Annotated in this window: 12 protein-coding genes; 4 read left to right on the top strand and 8 right to left on the bottom strand. The window is 61.3% G+C overall.

The genetic code is table 11. The annotated features are described in order from the left end of the window. Window positions 1-3: 3 nt before the first annotated feature. Together J2045_RS19010 and J2045_RS19005 are read left to right on the top strand one after the other, a co-directional pair. Window positions 4-2,247, top strand: coding sequence for a glycoside hydrolase family 2 protein (locus J2045_RS19010; RefSeq protein WP_307375804.1), 2,244 nt, complete (start codon window positions 4-6; stop codon window positions 2,245-2,247). Between the two features lie 11 nt (window positions 2,248-2,258). Continuing rightward, a complete protein-coding gene (locus tag J2045_RS19005; protein WP_307375800.1) occupies window positions 2,259-3,350 on the top strand; it encodes an ABC transporter ATP-binding protein in 1,092 nt (363 codons plus the stop codon). Between the two features lie 118 nt (window positions 3,351-3,468). Here J2045_RS19005 and J2045_RS19000 read toward each other — a convergent pair whose 3' ends face one another. The 4 genes from J2045_RS19000 to bcsA (J2045_RS18985) are packed head-to-tail and all read right to left on the bottom strand — an operon-like array spanning window position 3,469 to window position 10,995. Beyond that, window positions 3,469-5,382, bottom strand: coding sequence for a hypothetical protein (locus J2045_RS19000; RefSeq protein ID WP_307375797.1), 1,914 nt, complete (start codon window positions 5,380-5,382; stop codon window positions 3,469-3,471). Next, the gene (locus J2045_RS18995) at window positions 5,361-6,449 is read right to left on the bottom strand and encodes a family 8 glycosyl hydrolase (protein ID WP_307375795.1); all 1,089 of its coding nucleotides are present in this window, start codon (window positions 6,447-6,449) and stop codon (window positions 5,361-5,363) included. The genes J2045_RS19000 and J2045_RS18995 overlap by 22 nt, the downstream gene beginning before the upstream one ends. Then, window positions 6,446-8,767, bottom strand: coding sequence for a cellulose biosynthesis cyclic di-GMP-binding regulatory protein BcsB (locus tag J2045_RS18990; RefSeq protein WP_307375792.1), 2,322 nt, complete (start codon window positions 8,765-8,767; stop codon window positions 6,446-6,448). Before J2045_RS18990 ends, J2045_RS18995 begins: the two co-directional genes overlap by 4 nt. Then, entirely contained in the window at window positions 8,764-10,995 is a 2,232-nt protein-coding gene (bcsA, locus tag J2045_RS18985; protein WP_307375790.1) for a UDP-forming cellulose synthase catalytic subunit, read from the bottom strand. Before bcsA (J2045_RS18985) ends, J2045_RS18990 begins: the two co-directional genes overlap by 4 nt. 519 nt (window positions 10,996-11,514) lie before the next feature. Here bcsA (J2045_RS18985) and J2045_RS18980 point away from each other — a divergent pair. Further along, complete coding sequence (locus J2045_RS18980) at window positions 11,515-12,588, top strand: GlxA family transcriptional regulator (protein ID WP_307375788.1); 1,074 nt, start codon at window positions 11,515-11,517, stop codon at window positions 12,586-12,588. A gap of 106 nt (window positions 12,589-12,694) precedes the next feature. After that, entirely contained in the window at window positions 12,695-13,042 is a 348-nt protein-coding gene (locus tag J2045_RS18975; RefSeq protein WP_307375786.1) for a thiol-disulfide oxidoreductase DCC family protein, read from the top strand. 43 nt (window positions 13,043-13,085) lie between these two features. Here the strand turns inward: J2045_RS18975 and bcsN are convergent, their stop codons facing one another. Genes bcsN through bcsA (J2045_RS18955) form a run of 4 tightly spaced genes read right to left on the bottom strand, consistent with a single transcriptional unit; the run spans window position 13,086 to window position 20,464 of the window. Beyond that, entirely contained in the window at window positions 13,086-13,874 is a 789-nt protein-coding gene (gene bcsN, locus J2045_RS18970; RefSeq protein ID WP_307375784.1) for a cellulose biosynthesis protein BcsN, read from the bottom strand. Then, entirely contained in the window at window positions 13,871-15,922 is a 2,052-nt protein-coding gene (locus tag J2045_RS18965; RefSeq protein ID WP_307375781.1) for a tetratricopeptide repeat protein, read from the bottom strand. Before J2045_RS18965 ends, bcsN begins: the two co-directional genes overlap by 4 nt. After that, window positions 15,919-18,225: a cellulose biosynthesis cyclic di-GMP-binding regulatory protein BcsB gene (locus J2045_RS18960; RefSeq protein WP_307375778.1), complete on the bottom strand. Its 2,307-nt coding sequence runs from the start codon at window positions 18,223-18,225 to the stop codon at window positions 15,919-15,921. Before J2045_RS18960 ends, J2045_RS18965 begins: the two co-directional genes overlap by 4 nt. Continuing rightward, window positions 18,218-20,464 (bottom strand): UDP-forming cellulose synthase catalytic subunit, encoded by a 2,247-nt coding sequence (gene bcsA, locus J2045_RS18955; RefSeq protein ID WP_307375952.1) that lies wholly within the window; start codon window positions 20,462-20,464, stop codon window positions 18,218-18,220. The genes J2045_RS18960 and bcsA (J2045_RS18955) overlap by 8 nt, the downstream gene beginning before the upstream one ends. Between the last annotated feature and the right edge of the window lie 291 nt (window positions 20,465-20,755).

Here is a 20,755-nt window from a genome sequence, read left to right as displayed (position 1 = left end):
TTCATGCGCATTATTGAGACTTTCAACAAGGATTGGACCTTCCGCGCCGGGTTTGAGCCGGGTTTTGCTTCGGCTTCGCAGTCCGGCGAGACGGTCCAGCTTCCCCATACGGCGGTCGAGCTGCCCTATAATTATTTCGACGAGAAGAGCTATCAGAAGGCCTTTACCTATCAGAAGGTCATCTCGTGGGATCCGCGTTTCGACGGCAAAGAAGTCTCGCTGGTCTTCGACGGCGCCATGGCTGATAGCGTTGTCTATCTCAACGGCACCGAGATCACTGCGCACAAGGATGGCTACACACCTTTCGAGGCTAGGCTCACGCCGCATCTGAAGGCCGGCAACAACCTGCTGACGGTGAAGATCGACGGTTCGGAAAACCCCGAAATCCCGCCCTTCGGCGGCGTGATCGACTATCTCACCTATGCCGGCATCTATCGTGATGTCTGGCTCAAGGTCACCGCGCCGGTTTCGATCGCCAACGTCAAGATCGAGACGCCGGATGTGCTTGATGAAACCAAGCAGGTGACGGCGAAGGTCTGGATTTCCAATCCGACCGATCAGGCGCTTTCGGGCAAGGTCACGGCTGTTCTGAAAGATGGTGCAGGTCAGGAGATCGCGCGGACCGAGGCGACCGTATCAGGCGCAGAGGTCTCGCTCGGCTTTTCCGGACTTCAGGGCATCACGCTCTGGGATATCGACAATCCCGCTCTCTATCACCTCACGGTGACATTGGAGACAGCAGCCGGTGCCGATGCCGTGACAAGCCGTTTCGGCTTCCGCTCTGCCGAATACACCATCGACGGCTTCAAGCTGAACGGTCGCGTCGTCAAGCTGCGCGGCCTCAACCGTCACCAGGCCTGGCCGCATCTCGGCTATGCCATGGGCCGGCGTGGTCAGGAGAAGGATGCCGATATCCTGAAGTTCGATCTGGCCTGCAACATCGCCCGGACCTCGCACTACCCGCAGTCGAAATACTTCCTCGACCGTTGCGACGAGATCGGCCTGCTGGTCTTCGAAGAGATCCCCGGCTGGCAGCATATCGGCGGTGATAGCTGGAAGGCGGAGAGCGTTCAGAACGTCCGCCGCATGATCGAGCGCGACTGGAACCATCCCTCGATCATCATCTGGGGCGTGCGCATCAACGAGAGCCAGGACTCTCACGACTTCTATGTCGCGACGAATGCCATGGCGCGGTCGCTCGATACGACCCGCCAGACAGGCGGCGTGCGCTACATCACCGAGAGCGAGCTGCTCGAAGACGTCTACACAATGAACGACTTCATTCTCGGCATGGAGGAAATGCCGGGGCATAACCGGGAGCGCCTGGTGCTGCGCGAGCAGCGCGAGGTGACAGGGCTCGACCGCAAGGTGCCCTACATGATCACCGAATATGGCGGTCACATGTATCCGACCAAACGCTTCGACCAGGAGCAGCGGCAGGCTGAACATGTCGGCCGGCATCTGGCGATCCTCAATGCTGCTGCCGGCGACCCGTCGATATCAGGCTCCACCGGCTGGTGCATGTTCGACTACAACACGCACAAGGATTTCGGCTCCGGCGACCGCATCTGCTATCACGGCGTCACCGACATGTATCGCGAGCCGAAATTCGCCGGTTACGCCTATGCCTCGCAGGGCGATCCGAAGCACGGGATCGTGCTTCAGCCGGTCAGCTTCTGGGCGCGTGGTGAGCGCAATATCGGCGGCGTGTTGCCGCTGATCGTGCTCACCAATTGCGACTATGTCGAAATCCGCATGGGCCAGATCGTCAAGCGGATCGAACCCGATACGAAGACCTATCCGCATCTGCCGCATCCGCCCTGCATTCTCGACCACAGCATGGTGACGCCGGAGGAATTCGGCGAATGGGGCATGACCTGGCGGGATGGCGAGCTCGTCGGCTTTATCAACGGCGAGGAAGTGGTCCGCCGCCATCTGCCGGCCGATCCGCTTCCGACGACACTTGAGATCGCGGCTGATGACACAGAGCTCAGGTCTGGCGAGAAGGACACGGTTCGCGTGATCCTGCGTGCGCTCGATCAGGGCGGCAATGTCTTGGGCTTCTTCGACGATCCGGTCGAGGTCTCGCTTGAGGGCCCGGGCCGTATCGTCGGCCCCTCGCTGCTCTCCTTCAAGGGTGGCGCCGTTGGCGTCTATGTCGAAGCCGGAAACGAAGCCGGCCAATTGACGCTGACTGCGACTTGCCGTCCCTTCGGGACCAAACGCATCACCTTCAACGTCACCTGAGCGAGGCTTACATGGCAGAGGTCCGGCTCACCGATATCCGCAAGTCCTATGGCTCGCTCGAGGTCATCAAAGGGGTGAATCTTGAGGTTTCCTCCGGGGAATTCGTTGTCTTCGTCGGTCCGTCCGGCTGCGGCAAGTCCACGCTGCTCCGGATGATCGCAGGGCTTGAGGATATCTCCTCCGGTGAGCTGACCATCGGCGGCACCGTGATGAACGATGTCGATCCGTCCAAGCGTGGCATTGCCATGGTGTTCCAGACCTATGCGCTTTATCCGCACATGACCGTGCGCGAGAACATGGGCTTTGCGCTCCGCTTTGCTGGCATGGCGAAGGACGAGATCGAGCGGCGGGTGAACGCTGCCGCAAAGATCCTCGAACTCGACGCGCTTATGGATCGCAAGCCCAAGGCTCTGTCCGGTGGTCAGCGCCAGCGCGTCGCCATCGGCCGTGCCATCGTGCGTCAGCCTGACGTTTTCCTCTTCGATGAGCCGCTCTCCAACCTCGACGCGGAACTGCGCGTGCATATGCGTGTCGAGATCGCCCGGCTGCACAAGGAGCTGAACGCCACGATCGTCTATGTCACGCATGACCAGGTCGAGGCGATGACGCTGGCCGACAAGATCGTCGTCATGCGCGGCGGCATTGTCGAGCAGGTCGGAGCGCCGCTCATGCTCTACGACGATCCCGACAACATGTTTGTTGCAGGCTTTATCGGCTCCCCGAAGATGAATTTTCTGCCGGCCAAGGTCGTCGCGCATCCGGCGGTCGGCCAGGTGACCGTGGCGCTCAAGGTGCGGCCCGACACGCAGCTCACCCTGGCCTGTGCCCATGGGCCGAAGGTTGGGGAGGCCGTCACCCTGGGTATCCGGCCCGAGCACTTCCATCCCGCCGGGAGCGGCGATGCGCAACTGACGGTGCATGTCGACGTTGTCGAGCATCTGGGCAATACCAGTTATGTCTACGCCCATACTGTGCCCGGCGAACAGATCATCATCGAGCAGGAAGAGCGACGGCATGGCGGCCGATTGGGCGACGAGATCACCGTTGGTGTCGACGCCGGGACGAGCTTCCTGTTCGATGCCGAGGGGCAAAGGATCCGGTAAGGCTCCTGCCTACAGGGCTTGTTGACGTCCTGACACAGAAGCCGGGAGACGATGGTCTGCCGGCTTCTTCCGTTTCAAGGTGCGCCAGTCTGCGCCTGTTCGCGCAGACTGGCGGGAGTTATTCGGTTTCGACACGGCCCTTCTTCTCCTCGCGCTTGTCCTTCTGCAGGAGCCAGGTGAGCAGATTGGGCTTTTCCTGGGGTTTCGGCTTGATGGTCTTGGGTGTGGCTGCCGGACGGTAGACCTTGACGTTGTCGAGTGATGCGAACTTTGCGCCATACTGCTTCTTGATCGCTGCGACACGGCCCCAGTTCTTGGCACGAGCTGCGACAACAGCAAGGCCGGTCACGCCGCCTTCGGTGGCTTCCCATTCGACGGATTGCTGGAAAAGACGGGCCGCTTCCTTTGTCGCCTTGGTTTCGAGGCGATGCCAGCCGAGCGCCTGCGCACCCAATGCCGACTTCTGTTCGAAGACATAGCCCTCGAGCGTTTTCAGTTCCTTTTCGTCAAGCGCGAGAGGCGTTTCCTGATCCGTCAATCCGGCTGACACAAGCTCGATGTAGATCTTCTTCAATTCCGGTGTCTGCGCCGCATATTGCCGGGCGAGCTGGAGTGCCTCGTCACGGTGATCGAGATTGCGCAGCGTGAGGATGACGCCCTCAATGCTCTTCGGGTTGGTGGTCATCCGGGTTGCGCTGACGAACCAGTGATACGATGCCTCCCAACTCTGTTGGCCATAGTAGAACCAGCCGAAGAGTTCTGCGTCATTCGCGGAGAACGAGCGCTGGACGAAGTCGCTGAACCGTTGCAGTTCATCGATCGTCAATGCGCTTGCCGGTCCGCTGCCCTGGGCGACGAGACCCATCTTGCGGCGGACAAGGTCGAAGGAGACATTGTCGAATTCGCCCGTGCCATCAGGAAGGATGTTGCCGAGCGCGACCGGCGAGCGTGTGCCCGCTTCAGGAAGGAGAAGGCTGGCCTTCTGGACCGTCGACAGGCGCTCGTTGGGCTCCTCGCAGGTGGTTACGATATGTTTGTAGAGATCGAAGGCTCGGGCGTAGTCACGCGACTGGGCGAGAGACTCTGCCGTGATCCACATGGTGTTCATCTCGGCGCAGACCATCAGTTGCGGCGTGGCCTCGGCGAGAGTGACGACCTGGCCCCAATTGCGCTGGGCGTGAGCGCGTTCCATCAGCCGGCGGGTTTCGGCAAGCGCAAGCTTGTCGAGCAATTCCTGGCTGGGCTTCCAGTTTGGGTTTTCGCTCTGCAACCGGGCGATCTCGGTGCGCACCCGAACATAGTCTCCGCTGCCGAAGATGTCCCAAAGAGGCTGTTCCGAGATGTTGGTCGGAGCATCGAAGAGATCTTCCGGCGCGTCCCAGTCCGGATAGAGCGTCTTGAGGCGGCGCAACTCGGCGCCGAGGCGCTTGAGGTCACGCGTCTGCGCATAGTAGCGCAAGGCGGTTTCGTCGACTTCCGGTCGGGGCGATGCGCCCGGCTGCTCTGTCTGCTGACCGAGCTTGGCGATCTGTTGCTCAACGCTCTCTCTCGAGGGCGCAAGGTCAGCCGGCGGAAGGGTGCTGGCCGCCGGCAGCTGTGCCGCCGGTCTCCTCGCCGTGGTCGCAGCGGTTGGTCCGAAGGGGTTTTCGCCCGGCGCAACCTCGCGAATGACCGGAGCCGTCGGCTGTACGGCCACCGTTGTTGCGGGTGTCACGGCGACGGGTAACTGGGCGGGCAGAACGACCTGCGCCGGTGCCGGCGCAGCCGGCATCACGGGTTGCGGGGCGGGGAGCGTCGTTGGCACGACGGCTTGAACGGCAGGTGCCGTGGTTACTCCGGCCAGCGGATCGAAAACCGGCATGGCCGGCTGGCCGCCTGCCGGAGCAGAGGCGTTCGACAACGTGGCGGAGCCGGGCAGAACCAGCCCCATTGCGGGATAGTTCGTGGCGTTGTCACCGGTTGCCTGGCTGATCGGGATCGAGATGCAGACACCGACAAACAGGGCTGTTTTCAGGGGAAATCGGTCAAACATGTGGGGTACCTTTCAGCGATAGCCATGAGGCTCAGCACATGGAGCGTGGCGGGGTAGTAGTCTTGGGAGCTGAAGTCAGAGAGCTGGGTGATGTCTGGGCGACGTCCCAGGCTGCATTCGACGAGTGCGGCCACGGCCTGGTAGCCGGGGTCGGGCATTGGCGAGAGCCGGGTCGCAGTGGCGAGTTCCACCACGGACATCGACGCCTTGCCGAACTGTTTCCAATGCGCGGCAAAAACTTCCAGAATGTCTGGATAGTCGCGTGAATACCAGGCGAGGTAGAGGGGGACCCGGATCGCATCGTAGCCGAACTGCGACGGGTAACCACTGGCGGGCCGTGGCATGTCGCCGGAGAGCGACAGCCAGTCGGCCGGCAACCTGGCGGGGCCGAAGCGGGCGTCCCGCAACAGGGAAACGCCGCTGTCCATCAGCTCTTCTGCCGGGAAGCGGCCCGTCAAGCGACCGAGATCGACCAGAGCAGGAAAGATCCAATAGGACATGTTGATCACGGGACCGTCCGATTGCTCGTTGCGGCCAAAACCCTGCACACCCGGCAACAGGACGAGGCCGTAGTCGGTGTCGATGGTCGTCCTTGTCACGATCGCTTCGGCGATGCGGCGGGCCTCGCGCTGGAGATCCGGTTCGTTCCAGCGTTGGCCGGCGCGCATCAGGGCCCATGCAATCAGAAGGTCGCCATCGGTTGCGTTGTTGCGATCCGTCACGGGTGGGGCGTGGGATGGATCCCATCGCCAAACGGCGAGCCCGTCATCCCGGACGAAAAGATTGGCGCGTGTCCATGACCATATGCGGTCGAAGCTGTCGCGATCGTCAGCCGCCTCGGCCATCAGCATGCCATAACCCTGGCTTTCGCTATGGCTGATGCCGCCGGCGCGATTGTCGACCACGCGCCCTTCGTCAGTGACGAAATTGTGCTGGTAGAAGAGCCAGGCACCGGCGGCGATGTCGGCTGCGACGTTTTCCTGTGGCTGCGGCAACATAGCCGTGGCGGCGCCGGCGATCAGGGCGCCGCCAAGAACCAAGGCGGACATGTGGAGACGGATCTTCACGATTTGCGTCCCTGCCGCAGTACGATGTAGGTCGAGACGCCGAGCAGGATGGCTACCAGGATCTGGGCGATGGTGAACTCACGGGCGTTGTTGGAGAACCAGCCCGCCACGATGAGGCGGCCGTTCTGAAGGCTGAGCGGTTTGGTCTCATAAAGACGCTCGTGTGCCGACATCTTTCGGTCGACAACGGTGCCGTCGAGGGTCAGGGTGTTCACTGCCCCCCCGAGACGACCCCAGACATCCGCCTGCGCCATGCTTCGCATGCCCTCGCTGAGTGTTTCGGGATTGCGAAAGGCGACCACGGTCCAGGCATCCCGGTCGTTGACCAGACGCTGTGCAACGAGCATGTCGGCCTCATTGGCGACCTGATAGACAGTATCGTTGTTCAATACGGTCGGGTCATCCATCAGGCCCAGTTCCGCAGCCTGGATCTGCACCCGGACCTTCGTTCCCTCGAAGATGGCGCCAAGGCCATCTTTGAGCCGCGCGACCAGCGAAGTCGGGCGGTCGTCGTCGGCCTGCACCTGCGCACCATCCACCGAGAGGGCAGGTGCGGCTTGCTCTGCCTGCGCTCCCTGGGATTCTGGCTGATTTTCATCCAGCGAGAGCGCAAGGTTGCTGGAGACCGGGCTAAGATCAATGCCAAGGTCGGACCTGAGCTGGCTGGAGAAACCGGAGAAGCTGCCGAAGGCCAGCAACGGCCCCTGACGATCGAGCGGCCAGCCGGAGGTTACGGAGACGAGGCTCACCTGCCGCGAGGCATAGGCCATCTTGGCGAGGAAGCTGCCTGCTGCCCCCAGCATGTCATTGTCCATGCCCTCTACATAAAGTGGTGTTGCCGTATCGCCGCCGCCGAAGCCTGCCTTGCCGGCAGACACGACCGCCAGATCGGGCGCGTGGCCAATCTGTGCGAAGGCGGGGATGTTCAATGTGCTGTCGCCCTTGATGAAGAAGCGTGCCGTCGGGTTTCCGAGAGTGGCTGGATCACACACGGCGTCTGCTGCATTGGACAGTTCCGCCTCGAACTCGATCACATTGTAGCCGGGACGCAGCTTGTCGAGCGGGATGGGCAAAACCTGTCCTTCGATGCGGCCGGAGCGACCTTCGCCGAGCCGGATGTTGGCGACGGTGTCACCATTCGCGCGAACGACCATCTGCGCGCTTGGCGACAGGCCTGCGGCATATTCAGCATTCAGCTTGAAGGTGGCGGCTCCATAGTCGCCGGGATAGAAATCGGCAGGAAGGCTGAACGTGATCGACTGCTCGAAATGGCGGCCGGCGAAGGGGCGCGAGACAAAACCCAGCTCGGCGAGCGTGTTTTCGCTGCCGGACTCCAGCAGGCGGCCGCGGCGATTGCCGAGTGCACGGCGGCCCTGGGGTGAACCGTCGGTCATCTCGGTCTGCGCACGCAGAGTGAAATCGCGGATTGTCGATGCCAACTCATCCGCCGTTCGGGCTGCGACGATCATGCGGCTGCGGCCGCTCGCAGGGTCGATGTCGAACTGTACGCCTGCCTGTTCGGGTGTCGCGCCGATCAGGTCGCGGACAGTGCCGAACGTCCCGACCACGAGATCGATCCCGGGGCCAGAGCCGTGCTCGTTTCCGACCGTCACGACGGGGCGGTCGAAGTGACCGAGTATCGAGAGAACCTGAACCACCGCAAACGTGCGATTGATGTCTTCGCCTGCTGCGCCTCGGGGTATCATCCCGTTGATGGCGGCATGGCCGTTCACGTCGCGGCTATAAGCGAGCAGGGTGGAGACGTCGCTCGGGTCGTCCTTGGCATTGCGTGTGAAGACGAAACCGCTGCTGGCGGGATCGATCTGGGTCCAGAGCTCGTAGGTTGCTTCCACCGAGCAGTCGACACGGTGTGACTGATCGAGCAAGACCGTTACGGCATTGTACCCCGGTTGCAGCAGCCCCTTCGGGAGCTCAAGCTCGACCTGATGAGCGTCACCCGACTTCAGGTTGACTGTTCCGATGTCTCGGTCGTTGACAAATATGCGCATTGCCGACCGTTCGGGCGCCACTGAAATCGCCGTCTGCAGCGTCAGGATGAGCTTGGCTGATCCTGTCATTTCGGATGGCAAGACGACGAAGGGGTATTCCCGATTGGCTGTTTCGCCGGGGAAGAAGAGGTCCCGTTTGTCTGCGATCAGGCGACGGATCTGGTTCTCGTCCTGAAAGTATTCCTTGGTTTCAGCCTGGGGCGCAGTTTGCGGCGCCAGGATGAATCCACCGGGTGTGGCGGCGGTCGACGGGGAGCCTGCAAGCAGCAGGCCTGTCGTCGCCAGCCAGATGGCGCGTTGTCTGATCATTCTCCAGCCTCCCGATGACGGACCGGGGCAGCGGCCAGAGCCGCGCCGGCGAGGGGTTTCAGTCTTTGTGGCTCTACCTTGTCGTCCGGCTTGCCGCCGAGCGCGACGCCGATGGCCGCGAGCGGGCAGGTAATGGCCCAACGGAGGATGCGAAGGCTTCCGGCGATGATGCTTTTCGGGCGCTGGCGCAGCGCACGTTGTTCGCGCACCACCGACATGTCGTGCATCAGGAGTTCGGCAATGATCGGGAAGTGGTGCGGCTCCGGATCGAAACGCAGGCTGATTGCCCCATCCTCGCCCGGTGTGGCACCCGCGATGCTGACGGGCAGCGAGGTGACAAGCAGGTTCGAGGAGACGCTGAGCAGCTGAAGCCGGCCATATTCGCCCTTGCGGAGATTGCGGGCAGAGCCTTGTGCCGGAATCAGCTTGGCACCCTGGGCTGAAGCCTCGGTGACCGCACCGCGCAGGACAGTCTCACCGAACTGGAGTTCGACAGTGGTGCGCAGCGGCAGTTCCACGCCGGAGAGATCCTGGCTGCGTTCGGTGACGACACCCAGCGCGCAGCCGGCGATCATCAGGTTCATCCAGTTCCAGGCCCCAACGATCAGGAGCAGGCTCGAGATTTCCGGCTCGGTGTTGTAGCGATAGGCGGCCACGAACAGAGTGAAGCTCAAAATGCCGAAGATGATGAAATACGGCAGAGACAGCTCTGATAACCGATCATGCTTCAGCGACACGCCCTTGGCGGTGACCTTGAATGTCGGGCTCCTCGGCTTCATCAGCACGCTGACAATGGCCTGGAAGAGATAGACCGACTGCACATACTCGTAGATTTCGGAAATCCATGGCCAGCGGACGCTGCCATAGAGATAGGTGCGCACCATCTCGCCGACGATCAGATACATGATCGTGTAGGCGAAGAAGTCCTCGAAGGATGCGACGAAGATCTTCATGTCGAAGAGAATGAAGAGCAGGGGCGCGACGAAGAAGACCGCACGCACGAAGGGGAAGAACCAGAAGAGCGAGCTGGAAATGTAGCTCAGCCGCTGTGGCAGAGACAGGCCGCGCTTGAAAAGCGGGTTCTTCAGCATAAGGATCTGGACCATGCCCTGGCACCAGCGAGAGCGCTGCCCGACGAAGCTGGCGAAGGTTTCCGGCTGCAGGCCCGAGATCAGTGGTTTTTCCACATAGAGACTGTTCCAGCCGCGCGCATGGAGTTCGAGGGCTGTCTCGCAATCCTCCGTGATGGTGATGCCGGAGAAACCACCCACCTCTTCCAGGGCTTCGCGGCGCAGCACTGCGGCCGAGCCGCAGAAGAACGACGCGTTCCAGCGGTCGAGACCCTTCTGGATCTTGCCGTAGAACATTTCGTTTTCGGATGGCATTCGACCGAAGGTCCCGAGATTGCGTTCGATCGGGTCCGGGTTGGAGAAGAAGTGTGGCGTCTGGACGAGGAAAAGACGTTCGTCCTCAAGGAAATGGCCGACCGTTTCCCGCAGGAAGTTGCGCTCCGGTGCGTGGTCGGCATCGAAGACCACAACGAGGTCGGCATGCGTCCGCCACAGGGCAGCGTTGAGGTTGCCGGCCTTTGCGTGGACGTTTTCTGCGCGTGTCATGTAAACGGCGCCGAGGTCGCTGCACAGATCCTTGAGGATCGTGGCGCGTTCCGTTGCCTTGGCCGCGGCCACCGGATCGTCGCTGTTGCGCTTCTGATCCGTACCACCATCATCGAGCAGGTAGACGGTGAACTTGTCCGCCGGGTAATCCATCGCCTTGGCAGCGGCCACGGTCAGGGCCAGGATTTCCCGATCTTCGTTATAGGTCGGGATGAAGACATCGACATTGGGGCTTTCGTCGTCATCCAGTTGCGGCGCTCTTGGCCTGTCGATCGGGTCTGCCACGACAAACAGGCTGATGCCGAGCATCAGGATGCAATACATCTCTGCCGCATAGAGGATGATACCTGGGATGAAGGAATAGAGGTCTTCGACAGGTGGCAGCGTGCTGGTTGTGCGCCAGTATGCATACTGGAGGATGACGACACTCGCCAGCGCGAGGAACACATGCCGCCAGAAGCCATCAAGCTTCAGAAGCATGATCGCAGCCAAAATGACGATGACGATGACTGACAGGTTGAATCGGGCCGAATGGCCGACGGGCTGCGCAACGAGCAGGAACATCGCGATAACGATGGCCAGCCAGGCAGCATAGCGAACTATTTCTCGCACGACTTTGGACTCCTCATGAGTTCGATCGTCGATTGCCCCGCCAGGCGCCATGGGCACCGTCCTATCCCAGCAAATACATCCTTGGAGTGCATGCACCAGAAACTCGACAGGCCCCGCAGGCCGTGGCGAGGTTAATCTCGGGTTAACGTTAGGTATGGATCGGGGAGAATGTGAAGGCCCCCGGCGAGGCCGCTTCGTCAGTTGTCCGAATCCTGTCGGAGATTGTCGAGATAGTTGCGGTGCAACATAGAATTTTAGTCAAATAGGCCAAATATACGCCCAAAAAAGGTTCATGTTGTGAATTGATATTGTTCCAAAAACGATAAATAAAACGCAGAATTCATTCTATTAAGCAATGTTCTGCGCGATGAATCGGCAGCTATACGTATGAATTAATCTTATGTGCCGATTTGATTCAGTATGACTGTTCTGAAAATTGATTTACTGTTTTTTTATAATTAATTTTCTTATTCGTTAACAATCGTTTACATGGAAGACCTAGGTCGAGGTGTCTGCTCGATGACGCGTACAGTCATGATTGTGCTGCGCAGCAATTGCGGAATGTTGGAACTGGCGTCCGTAATGGAGAGTCTGCGGCATGCCTGCGAGGTGGCCGATGGGCGTTCCTATGTGCTCACGACATGCGCCGCAGGCTATGAAGCCGTTCAGCCGGATGAGCCGTGGATCCGTTTCAGTGCAGTTCACAATTTGAATAATGCACCATCAGAGGTTGATACCCTGGTCATCCCTGACGGCGCATTCGTCACTTTGCAGGATCACGATCTGCGGATCATTGAATTCCTTGCCAGGCGGGCGCCTGCCGTCCGGCGCATCGCAACCTTTGGCAACGGGATTTTATTCGCCGCTGCGGCGGGGCTTACTCGCGGTCACACCGTGGTGGCGGAGGGGGACGTCCAGGCGCGCCTGACCACACTTTGCTCGCAGACTATCGTCGAGCCGCATTCGGATGTTCACAAGAGCGGCAAGATCTGGAGTGCACGTGGCAGTTCTGCGGGCCTTGCCCTGTCGCTCTCGCTGATCGAGGAGGACCTTGGTCGGTCCGTCGCCGGAGAAGTCGCGCGTCGATTTGGTGCGCGCCTGCTCAGTGCGGAGATGCGTTTCGGCAGTCGCCCAGTTTTTCCCAGTTTCGATTCTGGCAGCCCGGTGGAGCGTGTTCAGGAATGGGTAATGGCAAATCCATCCGCTGATCTGAGCGTCGGAAAGCTGGCTGATATGGTGGCCATGAGCGAGAAGACTCTGTCTCGGGCGTTTAAACAGAAAACGGGTCAGACAGTGGGTGAATTCGTGCTCTCTGTCCGCTTGAGCTACGCCTGCGAAATGCTCAAAGCCGGTGAGCGGAAGATCAAGGACATTGCGCGCTTGAGCGGGTTGGGTAGCCAGACCAACATGCGACAACTGTTCATGACCCGGTTCGGGTGCTCCCCGACAGCCTATCGGGACGGTGCCATTCAGGAGGCGAACGGGGGCCTGGTCGCCGACGACGCGTCTTCTCCGAAACTGGATCAATGGCGAAACCAGCTCCTGTCCCAGCTGGCGGTCGTCGGGCGGGATGCAAAGGCCATCGCGTCCTAAGGCGTGAGGGTGGGACCGTCCGGCTCGCGGCATGGGGCCGCACTGTCCATACAGGATTTCTGACCCCATATTGGAGTCAGGTCCACATGCGACATCGAGAAAAGCCATGAATCCTCAGGTCACCATCTGGTTCGATAGCAATTGTCCCCTGTGCCAGCGCGAGATCGCCCTGATGAAACGCCTCGACCGGCGCGGCGCGATCCGGTTCGTCGATGCCTGCGACCTTTCCCAGGGGTGCCCGATCGACCGGGCGGAAATCCTGTCCCGGTTTCACGCAGACGAAAAGGGGACGCTCCTGTCGGGCGCGCAGGCATTTGCGGCAATGTGGCGCGCCATACCCCTGCTGCGTCCGCTCGGCCTGCTGGCCGGCTGGGCGCCCGCCACACCCGCGTTCGAAGCCGCCTACCGGGGTTTCCTGCGCGTTCGGCCCCGGCTGCAACGGCTTCTTCGCTGACCGGTGGTCTTTCCCCTGTCGAAAGGATGCAAAGCCGGATGGGTCAGTCCGGCATCGGTATCGTGACGGATGGCTTCGTGCCTGACGTTTCGTGGGATGTGGAGGTGTCTGCAGCCTCTCTTGCGGCCGGTGTCCCTGCACTGATCTCAGCCTTCATCGTGGCCGCTACGGGAACGGGATCGGCTACAGGCGCACCGGTTGCATAGGCATAGGATGTCGTGGCGGTCGCGATAGCTGCCACATTGGCGCCGCCAAAGGATAATCCCGAGAGCAGACCGGCAAGCACCTCCGTTCCCAGGGCGGGGTGGCAGTAGCGAAGGCGGATTGCCGAGGCCTCCTCGCCAGTCGTCCTGGCAGCCTTGTCAATCGTCTGCCAGGCGTAGACGCAGGCTCCGCGTTCGCTCACCCTGCCTGTCGCGACCCCGTAGGGGCCGTAGCCGTTTTGGCGCACGACCGGGTCGAGGCTCATCCGGATCCCGGGAAACTCGGATGCGAGTTCCCGTGCAAGCTCGGCACGGCTTGGTCCGCGCCGGAACGCCGCCGTTGCCGCTGTGCCGGTGGCAACCGTCAGCCTGTTCTCGCCCGGGATTGTTGTTGTGCTGCGATAGGCGATGACCTGGCTGGTGACGCCGCCGACCGTCGTCTGGCGGACGCTGATCGGTGTTTCTCCCAGCGTCGTCAGCGTGGCCAGAGCTAGATGGGGGGGAAGTTCGCGATTGCCTGTCGCGCTTGCGGGAACTGCCGACGCGATGCCATCCAGGTAAGGATCCTCGACGGTGTTGCAGCCCGTGAGTGCAAGCAGAGCCACGAGGCTGATGGTGGAGGCTTTCATCGTGTGATCCCCATGCGTTCGTTGATCGCTGCAATGCCCCGGCTGTTCGCAGGGTCCGCCACCACCTGGTTGAGTTGCGCAAAAATTGCGCGAGACTGGGCGAGATTGCCGAGGTGGTAGTGGCTCCAGGCGCGCATCTGGCTGATGCCAACCGGCTCCGGCATGATCTGCAGACGCGCGTTGAGGGCATCGAGCGTCTGGCGGTACTGTTTGCGATCGAAGGCGGCGCGTGCCTTCTGCCACAGCATCTCTGCCCGCAGTTCCCGTTCCCGCAATGGCGTCAGGTTCTGCCGCATCAGCAGGGCTTCTGCATCATCGGTGAGATTTGAGCGAAGCAATGTGAGCCCGAGCCCGTAGGCGGCATCGTCTGACTTGCCGCCACCGTCTGCAAGGCCTTGCATGAAGGCCTGCCGTGCCTCCGCCAGATGGTTCAGGCCGAGCAGGCACCAACCCTTGATCACGACAGCATCCGGACGCAAGGCTGCCTTCGCTTCGAGCGTCCGCAGTTCGGAGATGCAGGCGCCATAGTCCTTCTTCTGCAGGCTCGAGGCGTAACGTGGCTGAACGCCCGTGGGGGCGCTCACCGGCTTGCCACCCTTGCCCTTCGGTTCGAGCGCTGACCGGATCTCATCGAAGACGGCGGCGTAGGCACCGGCATGTTTTTCGCGCAGGTCGCTGACCTCAGCCTTCTGGCCGAGGCGCGTCGCAGACAGGACGAGCCCCTTCAGGCTATCAGCTTCGGGCTTCCATTCGAAGGCCCTTGTGAACCAGGCCCTGGCCGGCTCGAACTGGCGTGAATTGTAGGCGTACCAGCCGAGCAGGCGTGCATGGTCTGCGGATTCCGTCTTCTGAATTGCTTCGGAATAGCGCGTGACAACGCGGTCCTCGAGATCCGTCCTGACCTCGCTGCGGAAGGGATAGGAGAGCTGATCGAGCAGGAACGCATCGTCGTCCTGCAGCAGTTCGAGATGCGAGGACACGAAGGTGAAGGCTTGGTCCTCCTTGCCGCGATGTCCCAGGCTCACGGCGAGGCCGCGCACGGCTTCTGCGTTTGCTCCGTGCTGCATCATCTGCTCGAACCAGCGGGCTGCTTCCTCCGGCTTGTCGCTTTTCAGCGCATACCAGCCCATCAGTCCCAGATCCTTCGGGTTCCGCTCCATCTCGGCCACCTGCCGGATCGCCGAAATGGTCTCGGCCGTCGGGATCGACATGCCTGAGGCGTCGGCAACGTAGTCGCCGATCTCTCGCCGCATCAGATCGAGACGCAGAGCCGTCATAGCGAGCGCCAGATCGGGCTTCGAGGAGAGAATCTGAATGGCCTCGCGCAACTGGGCCGCCGGAACATCCTGCATCGCCTTGCGCAAGGTTGTCAGGATCAGGTCGTCGGATAAAGTTTTCTCCGGTGGACGAAACAGGATGCCGCGATACAGCATTGTCAGCGGTTCATGCATCCCGTTTGCCCTGTAGGCGTCGATGAGCATCCAGAGCAGATCGATCTCGGCTTCCTGCGTAGCATCGAGATTGGCACCCTCGCGGATGACTGTCGCGAAATCCCTTGCTGTATGTGCAGTCGTCATCGCCAGACGCATCTTGCGGCGCTCGAGCTTCGCCCGAAAATCAGCCGACGGTTCCCATCCCGGATTGGCCGCTGCGATGCGACTGATCTCCTGATCGATCCCGGCATAGTCGTCACGCTCGTAGAGTTGCCACAGTGTGGTCTCGTCGACCTGATCGCCATTTTCGGGCGCATAGAGATCGGTCGGGATGGTGAAACCCGGGAACTTCAGTTCCAGGCGGCGCGTCTCTGCTTCGACGCGCGCGCTTTCACCACTCCTGGCATAGTAGTAGAGAGCCGCGAGATCGACGGTGTCGGGCTTGGGTGCTGTCGGTGGCGTTGCAGGTTGTGCCGGAAGGTCCGGCGTCGGCGCCGCCATGGTCGAGGCAGCCCGCGGCGCGACCAGCGGTGTCGCCCGGGATGGCACTGCCAGCAGGAGTGTGGCCAGGATAGTGCTTGCACAGAGTGCTGCTGCGAAAGTGCTTCTCATCATTCGACTGTCCTCACGCCCTTGCGCGGCACGATGTATCCGACCCACCAGCCAAACCCGCCCATCAGGATGACGACGAGCGCGACATAGACAACGAAGTTATCGGACAGCCAGGCGGCTGCGAGGCGTCTCAGATTGGCGGGGCTTGTATCGGTGATGGGGAAGAAGCTGTAGGCGTCCGGCTGGAGCGTCACGAGCTTGCTATCCGAATGTCGAATGATCGCTTCCCCGCCCTCCAGCGACATCCATGTCGCAGGTCCGGTGAGGGTGCTCATACCCGAGGCGAGCGAGGTCTCGTCACTTGCGGCAACGATCGTCCAAACGGCGTCGCTTTCGGGCGCCCGCACTTGTCTGACGCTGATCATCCGGTCACGGGAATCAACATGGATGTCGTCGCGCCCGATCTCCTTGTAGCTGAGCCAGCGGTTGACGGTTGTGGAGGCCTCGGCAAACCAGCTCGTCGCACGGCTTTTGAGGGAGCGCTGATCCTCCTCAAGTCGCGTCTCGACCTGGAATGCACTCAACAAGGCCTCCGAGTCCGACAGGCGGCGGCTGTCTTCGGATTGCCCGGCTACCGATGCTGTCGTCAATGCGTCGGTGATGAATGGTTGCAACCGCTCGCCCTTGCGACCTTCGAGCGACGCGTTCTCGGGCATGTCTCCGCTGGCCGTGATGACGAGAGCGTCAGTCGGCGCACGCGGATCCGGGCGGCCAATCCTGATTTCGGCCGGCAAGGGATGGCCTGCGGAGATTGCCATGCGCGTAAGCAAGGTGAGCGCAGATCCCAGTCGCGACGGCGTCGCTGCATCGACAAAGACATCGAAGCCAGTCGAGCCCTTGAAGGGAAAGGACGTGCCGGCAAAGGCTGCAAGGTCCGGCAGGCGTCCGGCTCTGGCGAGGGGTGGTATGGTGACCGTCGTTTCCTGAAGCATGAGAAAGCGAGAGCGTGCTTCGTCCCGGGTGGAGGGATCGCAGGCCTTGTCAGCCGCCGTGGGAAGCTCGGCGAGGATGCGGACATGATTGACGCCCGGATGGAACGAGCGCAGCGGCAGTTCCAGAGGCTTGTCCTTCAGGGTCATGCCTTCCGGATTGTAGAGCACCTGCGTGGCAACGGCACGCTCGTTGACACGTACGAGCAACTGGGTCCCGGGCGAAAGCCCCGGTGCCGTGGCCGCGTTCAGATGCAGGTCGACGGTGGCGTAGTCGCCGGGATAGAAATCCGACGGCATGATCACGGTGAAGCTGGTCTGGAAGAGGCGTCCGGCAAAGGGGGCCGTTCGGTATCCCACATCCGAGAGAGCATGAGTGGCCGGCGTTGCACCGTCTATTGCTGATCCTTCGGCCTGCGCCCTGTTCGCCCGGATCAGGGGTAGCAGAGGGCCATTGACTGCGGCCAGCAGAAGCGACTGCAATTCGCTGGTATTGGATGCACGCATTGTAAGGGCGAGGCGTCCGCCGTTATTCTGGCGGACAAAAAGGCCGCGTGGCGCGCCGGCGAGCGTGTCGCGTGCAGATTGCGGGAGATCCATGCGGCTGGGATCGCCGACATACAGATCGATTCCAGGGCCCAGGCCTTCCTCCGCGCCGACCGTCACGGCGAGGTCGCTTCGTCCCAGTACCAGCGCCAGTGTCTGCACGACGGAAAGGCTATCGCGAACGGTCGCCTGGGACGTCTCGGGGCTTGCGATCAGCCGGATCTCTGTCGCCCCGTCCCCGTTGCGCCCCACCGAGAGAAGGCTCGCAAGATCACCGTCCTTTGGTTCCACCGTGGTGACGAAGCCGCTGACCAGCGGGTCAATCTGGGTCCAGAGTTCGTAGCTCGCATCGACACTGCAATCGATGCGATGATGCTGGCGTGCCCGGATTCGAACCGTGTTCCAGCCCGGCACGAGCTTCGCCGCCGCAACCGGCAGGTCATGCGTCATCGGCCCGTTCGGCGAGCGGATGGGCAGCGTCTCAAGGGGCTCTCCGTTCAATTCGACATCGAGAACGGCGTCGTCTGGCAGTACCGAGACCGCGTTGAGGTAACTCAGACGCACAGCACCACCTCCGGCAACCTGATCCGGTGACAGATGAAAGCTCAGCTCGCGCGCGGCATCCTCGCCCTCCAGTCGCATGTCCCCTGCTGACTGACGGAAGGGGAGAGTGCGACGGCTGCCGGCGGAAGCATGCGTGGAGGCGGCGGGAGGCGTTGCCGCCACCAGTTCGGCAGGGGCGAGGCCTGCGGCAATCGTCGGGCGTGCCTGGACGCTTACCAGGAGTGCCGCAACGCCGCACAGGAAACAGCTGAGATCTCTCTTAAGCATAGGCTGGTCCTCGCAGGGAAGACGGCTGGGAGACGGCCGGGTCGTCGCAGGTCGTAGCAGGGCGGATCACCATCGGTGCATCGGGATGCGAGACTTCCGACGTTTCGCGGATCAGCCGCAGGGCGTAACTGAAGGCACGCAGCGTCTCGGTCACCGTCCAGACGGCGAAGCGGAGGGTTCCCGTGAAGAAGCCTTTGTGTTTCTGAACCTTGTTCCAACGGTCCTGCAGAGGCTGCTGCTCGCAATACATCATTTCGGCTATGGCGATGAATGTCTCCGGCGTCCGTTCGGCGAAAGCAAAGCCGAAGCTCGTTTCATCGTTGCGGCGAAGGACGCTGCGGCAGACCAGCGGCACTTGCATGCTGCGCCCATTGCGACGGATTTCGACCATGGCTTCCTGTCCCTTGTCGATGCCGTCGACCGGCTTGCCGTCGATGAACTGCAGAGCCAGGCCGCCGCTTGAGACGTCGCCGACGATGACGGCGTGTGCGGCACGATCGACATGCAGGATCGCATGACGGCGGACGTTGAGGCGCTGATTGCGTCGCCGCTCGCGCCGTTCCGATACCGAGCCGAGCGCGGCACCGGCGATGCCCATATTGATGATGTTCCAGCCAGCGACGATCAGCAGCAGTTCTGATGGCATCGCCTCGGTCGCATAGCGCCAGATGGCATAGCAGGTCGCGGCGAACAGCAGGAAGAAGATCAGAAAGTAGGGGCGCGCCAGCGGCGAAAGCTTGCTCTCGTCAAGGGTCTGCCCCTTCGAGGTGACGTTGAAGGTCGGCTTGCGCGGGTTGCGCACGACGCTGATGATCGCGCCGAACAGCATGACCGACTGCACATATTCATAGAGTTCGGAAACCCAGGGCCAACGCACACGACCGAAAAGATAGCTCTGCATGGCAAAGGAGGAGATCAGATAGGTCACCGAATAGCAGATGAACTCGGTGATGTTGGCCTCGAAAATCTGCAGCGAAAAGAAGATGTACAGCAACGGCGAGAACATGAAGGTCAGCCGGGTCAAGGGGAAGAGCCAGAACAGGTTCGTGCCCGCATAGCAGATGCGCTGCGCGGTGGTCAGGCCGCGTTGGAGGAAGGGGCGGTTGAGGGTCAGGATCTGCAGCATGCCCTGCGCCCAGCGAACCCGCTGGCCGATGAAGGAGACGAGGGTTTCCGGCTGCAGTCCGGCGATCAGTGGCTTGTCGACATAGATGCTGTGCCAGCCGCGGCAATGCAGTGCGAGGGCGCTCTCGCAGTCCTCGGTGATCGACTGGCCAGAGAAACCGTCGGTCTCCTTGAGCGCCTTGCGGCGCAGAACAGCTGCCGACCCGCAGAAGAAGGAGGCGTTCCACTTGTCGAGGCCCCGCTGGACGACGGAGTAGAACATCTCGTTCTCTGACGGCATGCGGCCGAACGTCTGGAGGTTCTTCTCAAGCGGATCGGGGTTCAGGAAGTAGTGCGGTGTCTGGACGAGGAAGAGCTTCTCATCCTTGGCAAAATAACCGACCGTTTCGTTGAGGAATTCACGCACGGGGGCGTGGTCGGCATCAAACACGACCACGAGTTCGCCCGTTGAGATCGCCAGCCCGGCGTTCAGATTGCCGGCCTTTGCATGCGCGTTTTCGGCACGGGCGTGATAACGCACGCCGAGGGCGGCGGAGAGCGCCTGCAATTCTTCACGGCGACGGCGGGCAGCAAGGGCGGCCCGCGGATCCGCCTGACTGCACTTGGCGTCCGTCCCGCCGTCATCCAGCAGGTACACCGTGAGCTTGTCGGCCGGATAATTCATCGACTTGGCTGCTGCCAGAGTGAGAGCCAGCAGATCTGCGGATTCGTTGTAGGACGGCACGAAGACGTCGACGGTGGGCTTCTCGGCGTCGGGCATGCGAGGTGCAGGCCTGCGCTGCAGCGGATCTGCGACGATGAAGAAATTGATTGCAAGCATCACGAGGCAGTACATTTCCGCCGCGTAAAGGATGATGCCGGGGATGAAGTTCAGCGGCTCGTTGATGTCCGGCAGCGTCTCCGTCGTGCGCCAGAAAGCGTAGCGCAACGCTAGGACTGCGGAGAACACGAATGTCATCAGGCGGAACGTCTTGTTCTGCGGGCGCATCATGAAAATGAACATGAGTCCGAGTATCGTGAGACTCAGGACCAGTTGCGCCTGAAGGCTGATCGGCAGCCAAAGCAGAAAAACACCAGAAAGGCCCGCAATGATTGCAGGCAGTGCAGTGCACATCATGTGCCAAACCCCATGTTTCACCCCACCGCAGCGTCATCTGCGGCGTTTCCCAAAAAGGAACACATGGCAAATAGGGGGGTATTTCTTAGCAAATCGCTAAGGGGTTCGCGGCGCGCGGGGTGTTCAAGTGGTGAGTGTGGCGCAAGAGTCTTGCAGTCAGACGATTGATTTTGTTGCCTTCTTCAAATGGAGATTTCGGAGTTTTCGGATGAGCGAATTCACGCAGGTCCTAAGCCTGATCTAATCGACATGGTTGATCGGATCTTAACATGTGCCGTTCCCGAGCAG

The organism is Peteryoungia aggregata LMG 23059 (genome assembly GCF_030814435.1).
Classification (GTDB): domain Bacteria; phylum Pseudomonadota; class Alphaproteobacteria; order Rhizobiales; family Rhizobiaceae; genus Allorhizobium; species Allorhizobium aggregatum.
The sequence above is the reverse complement of the archived record's forward strand: the minus strand, read 5'-3'. Positions and strand labels throughout refer to the sequence as shown.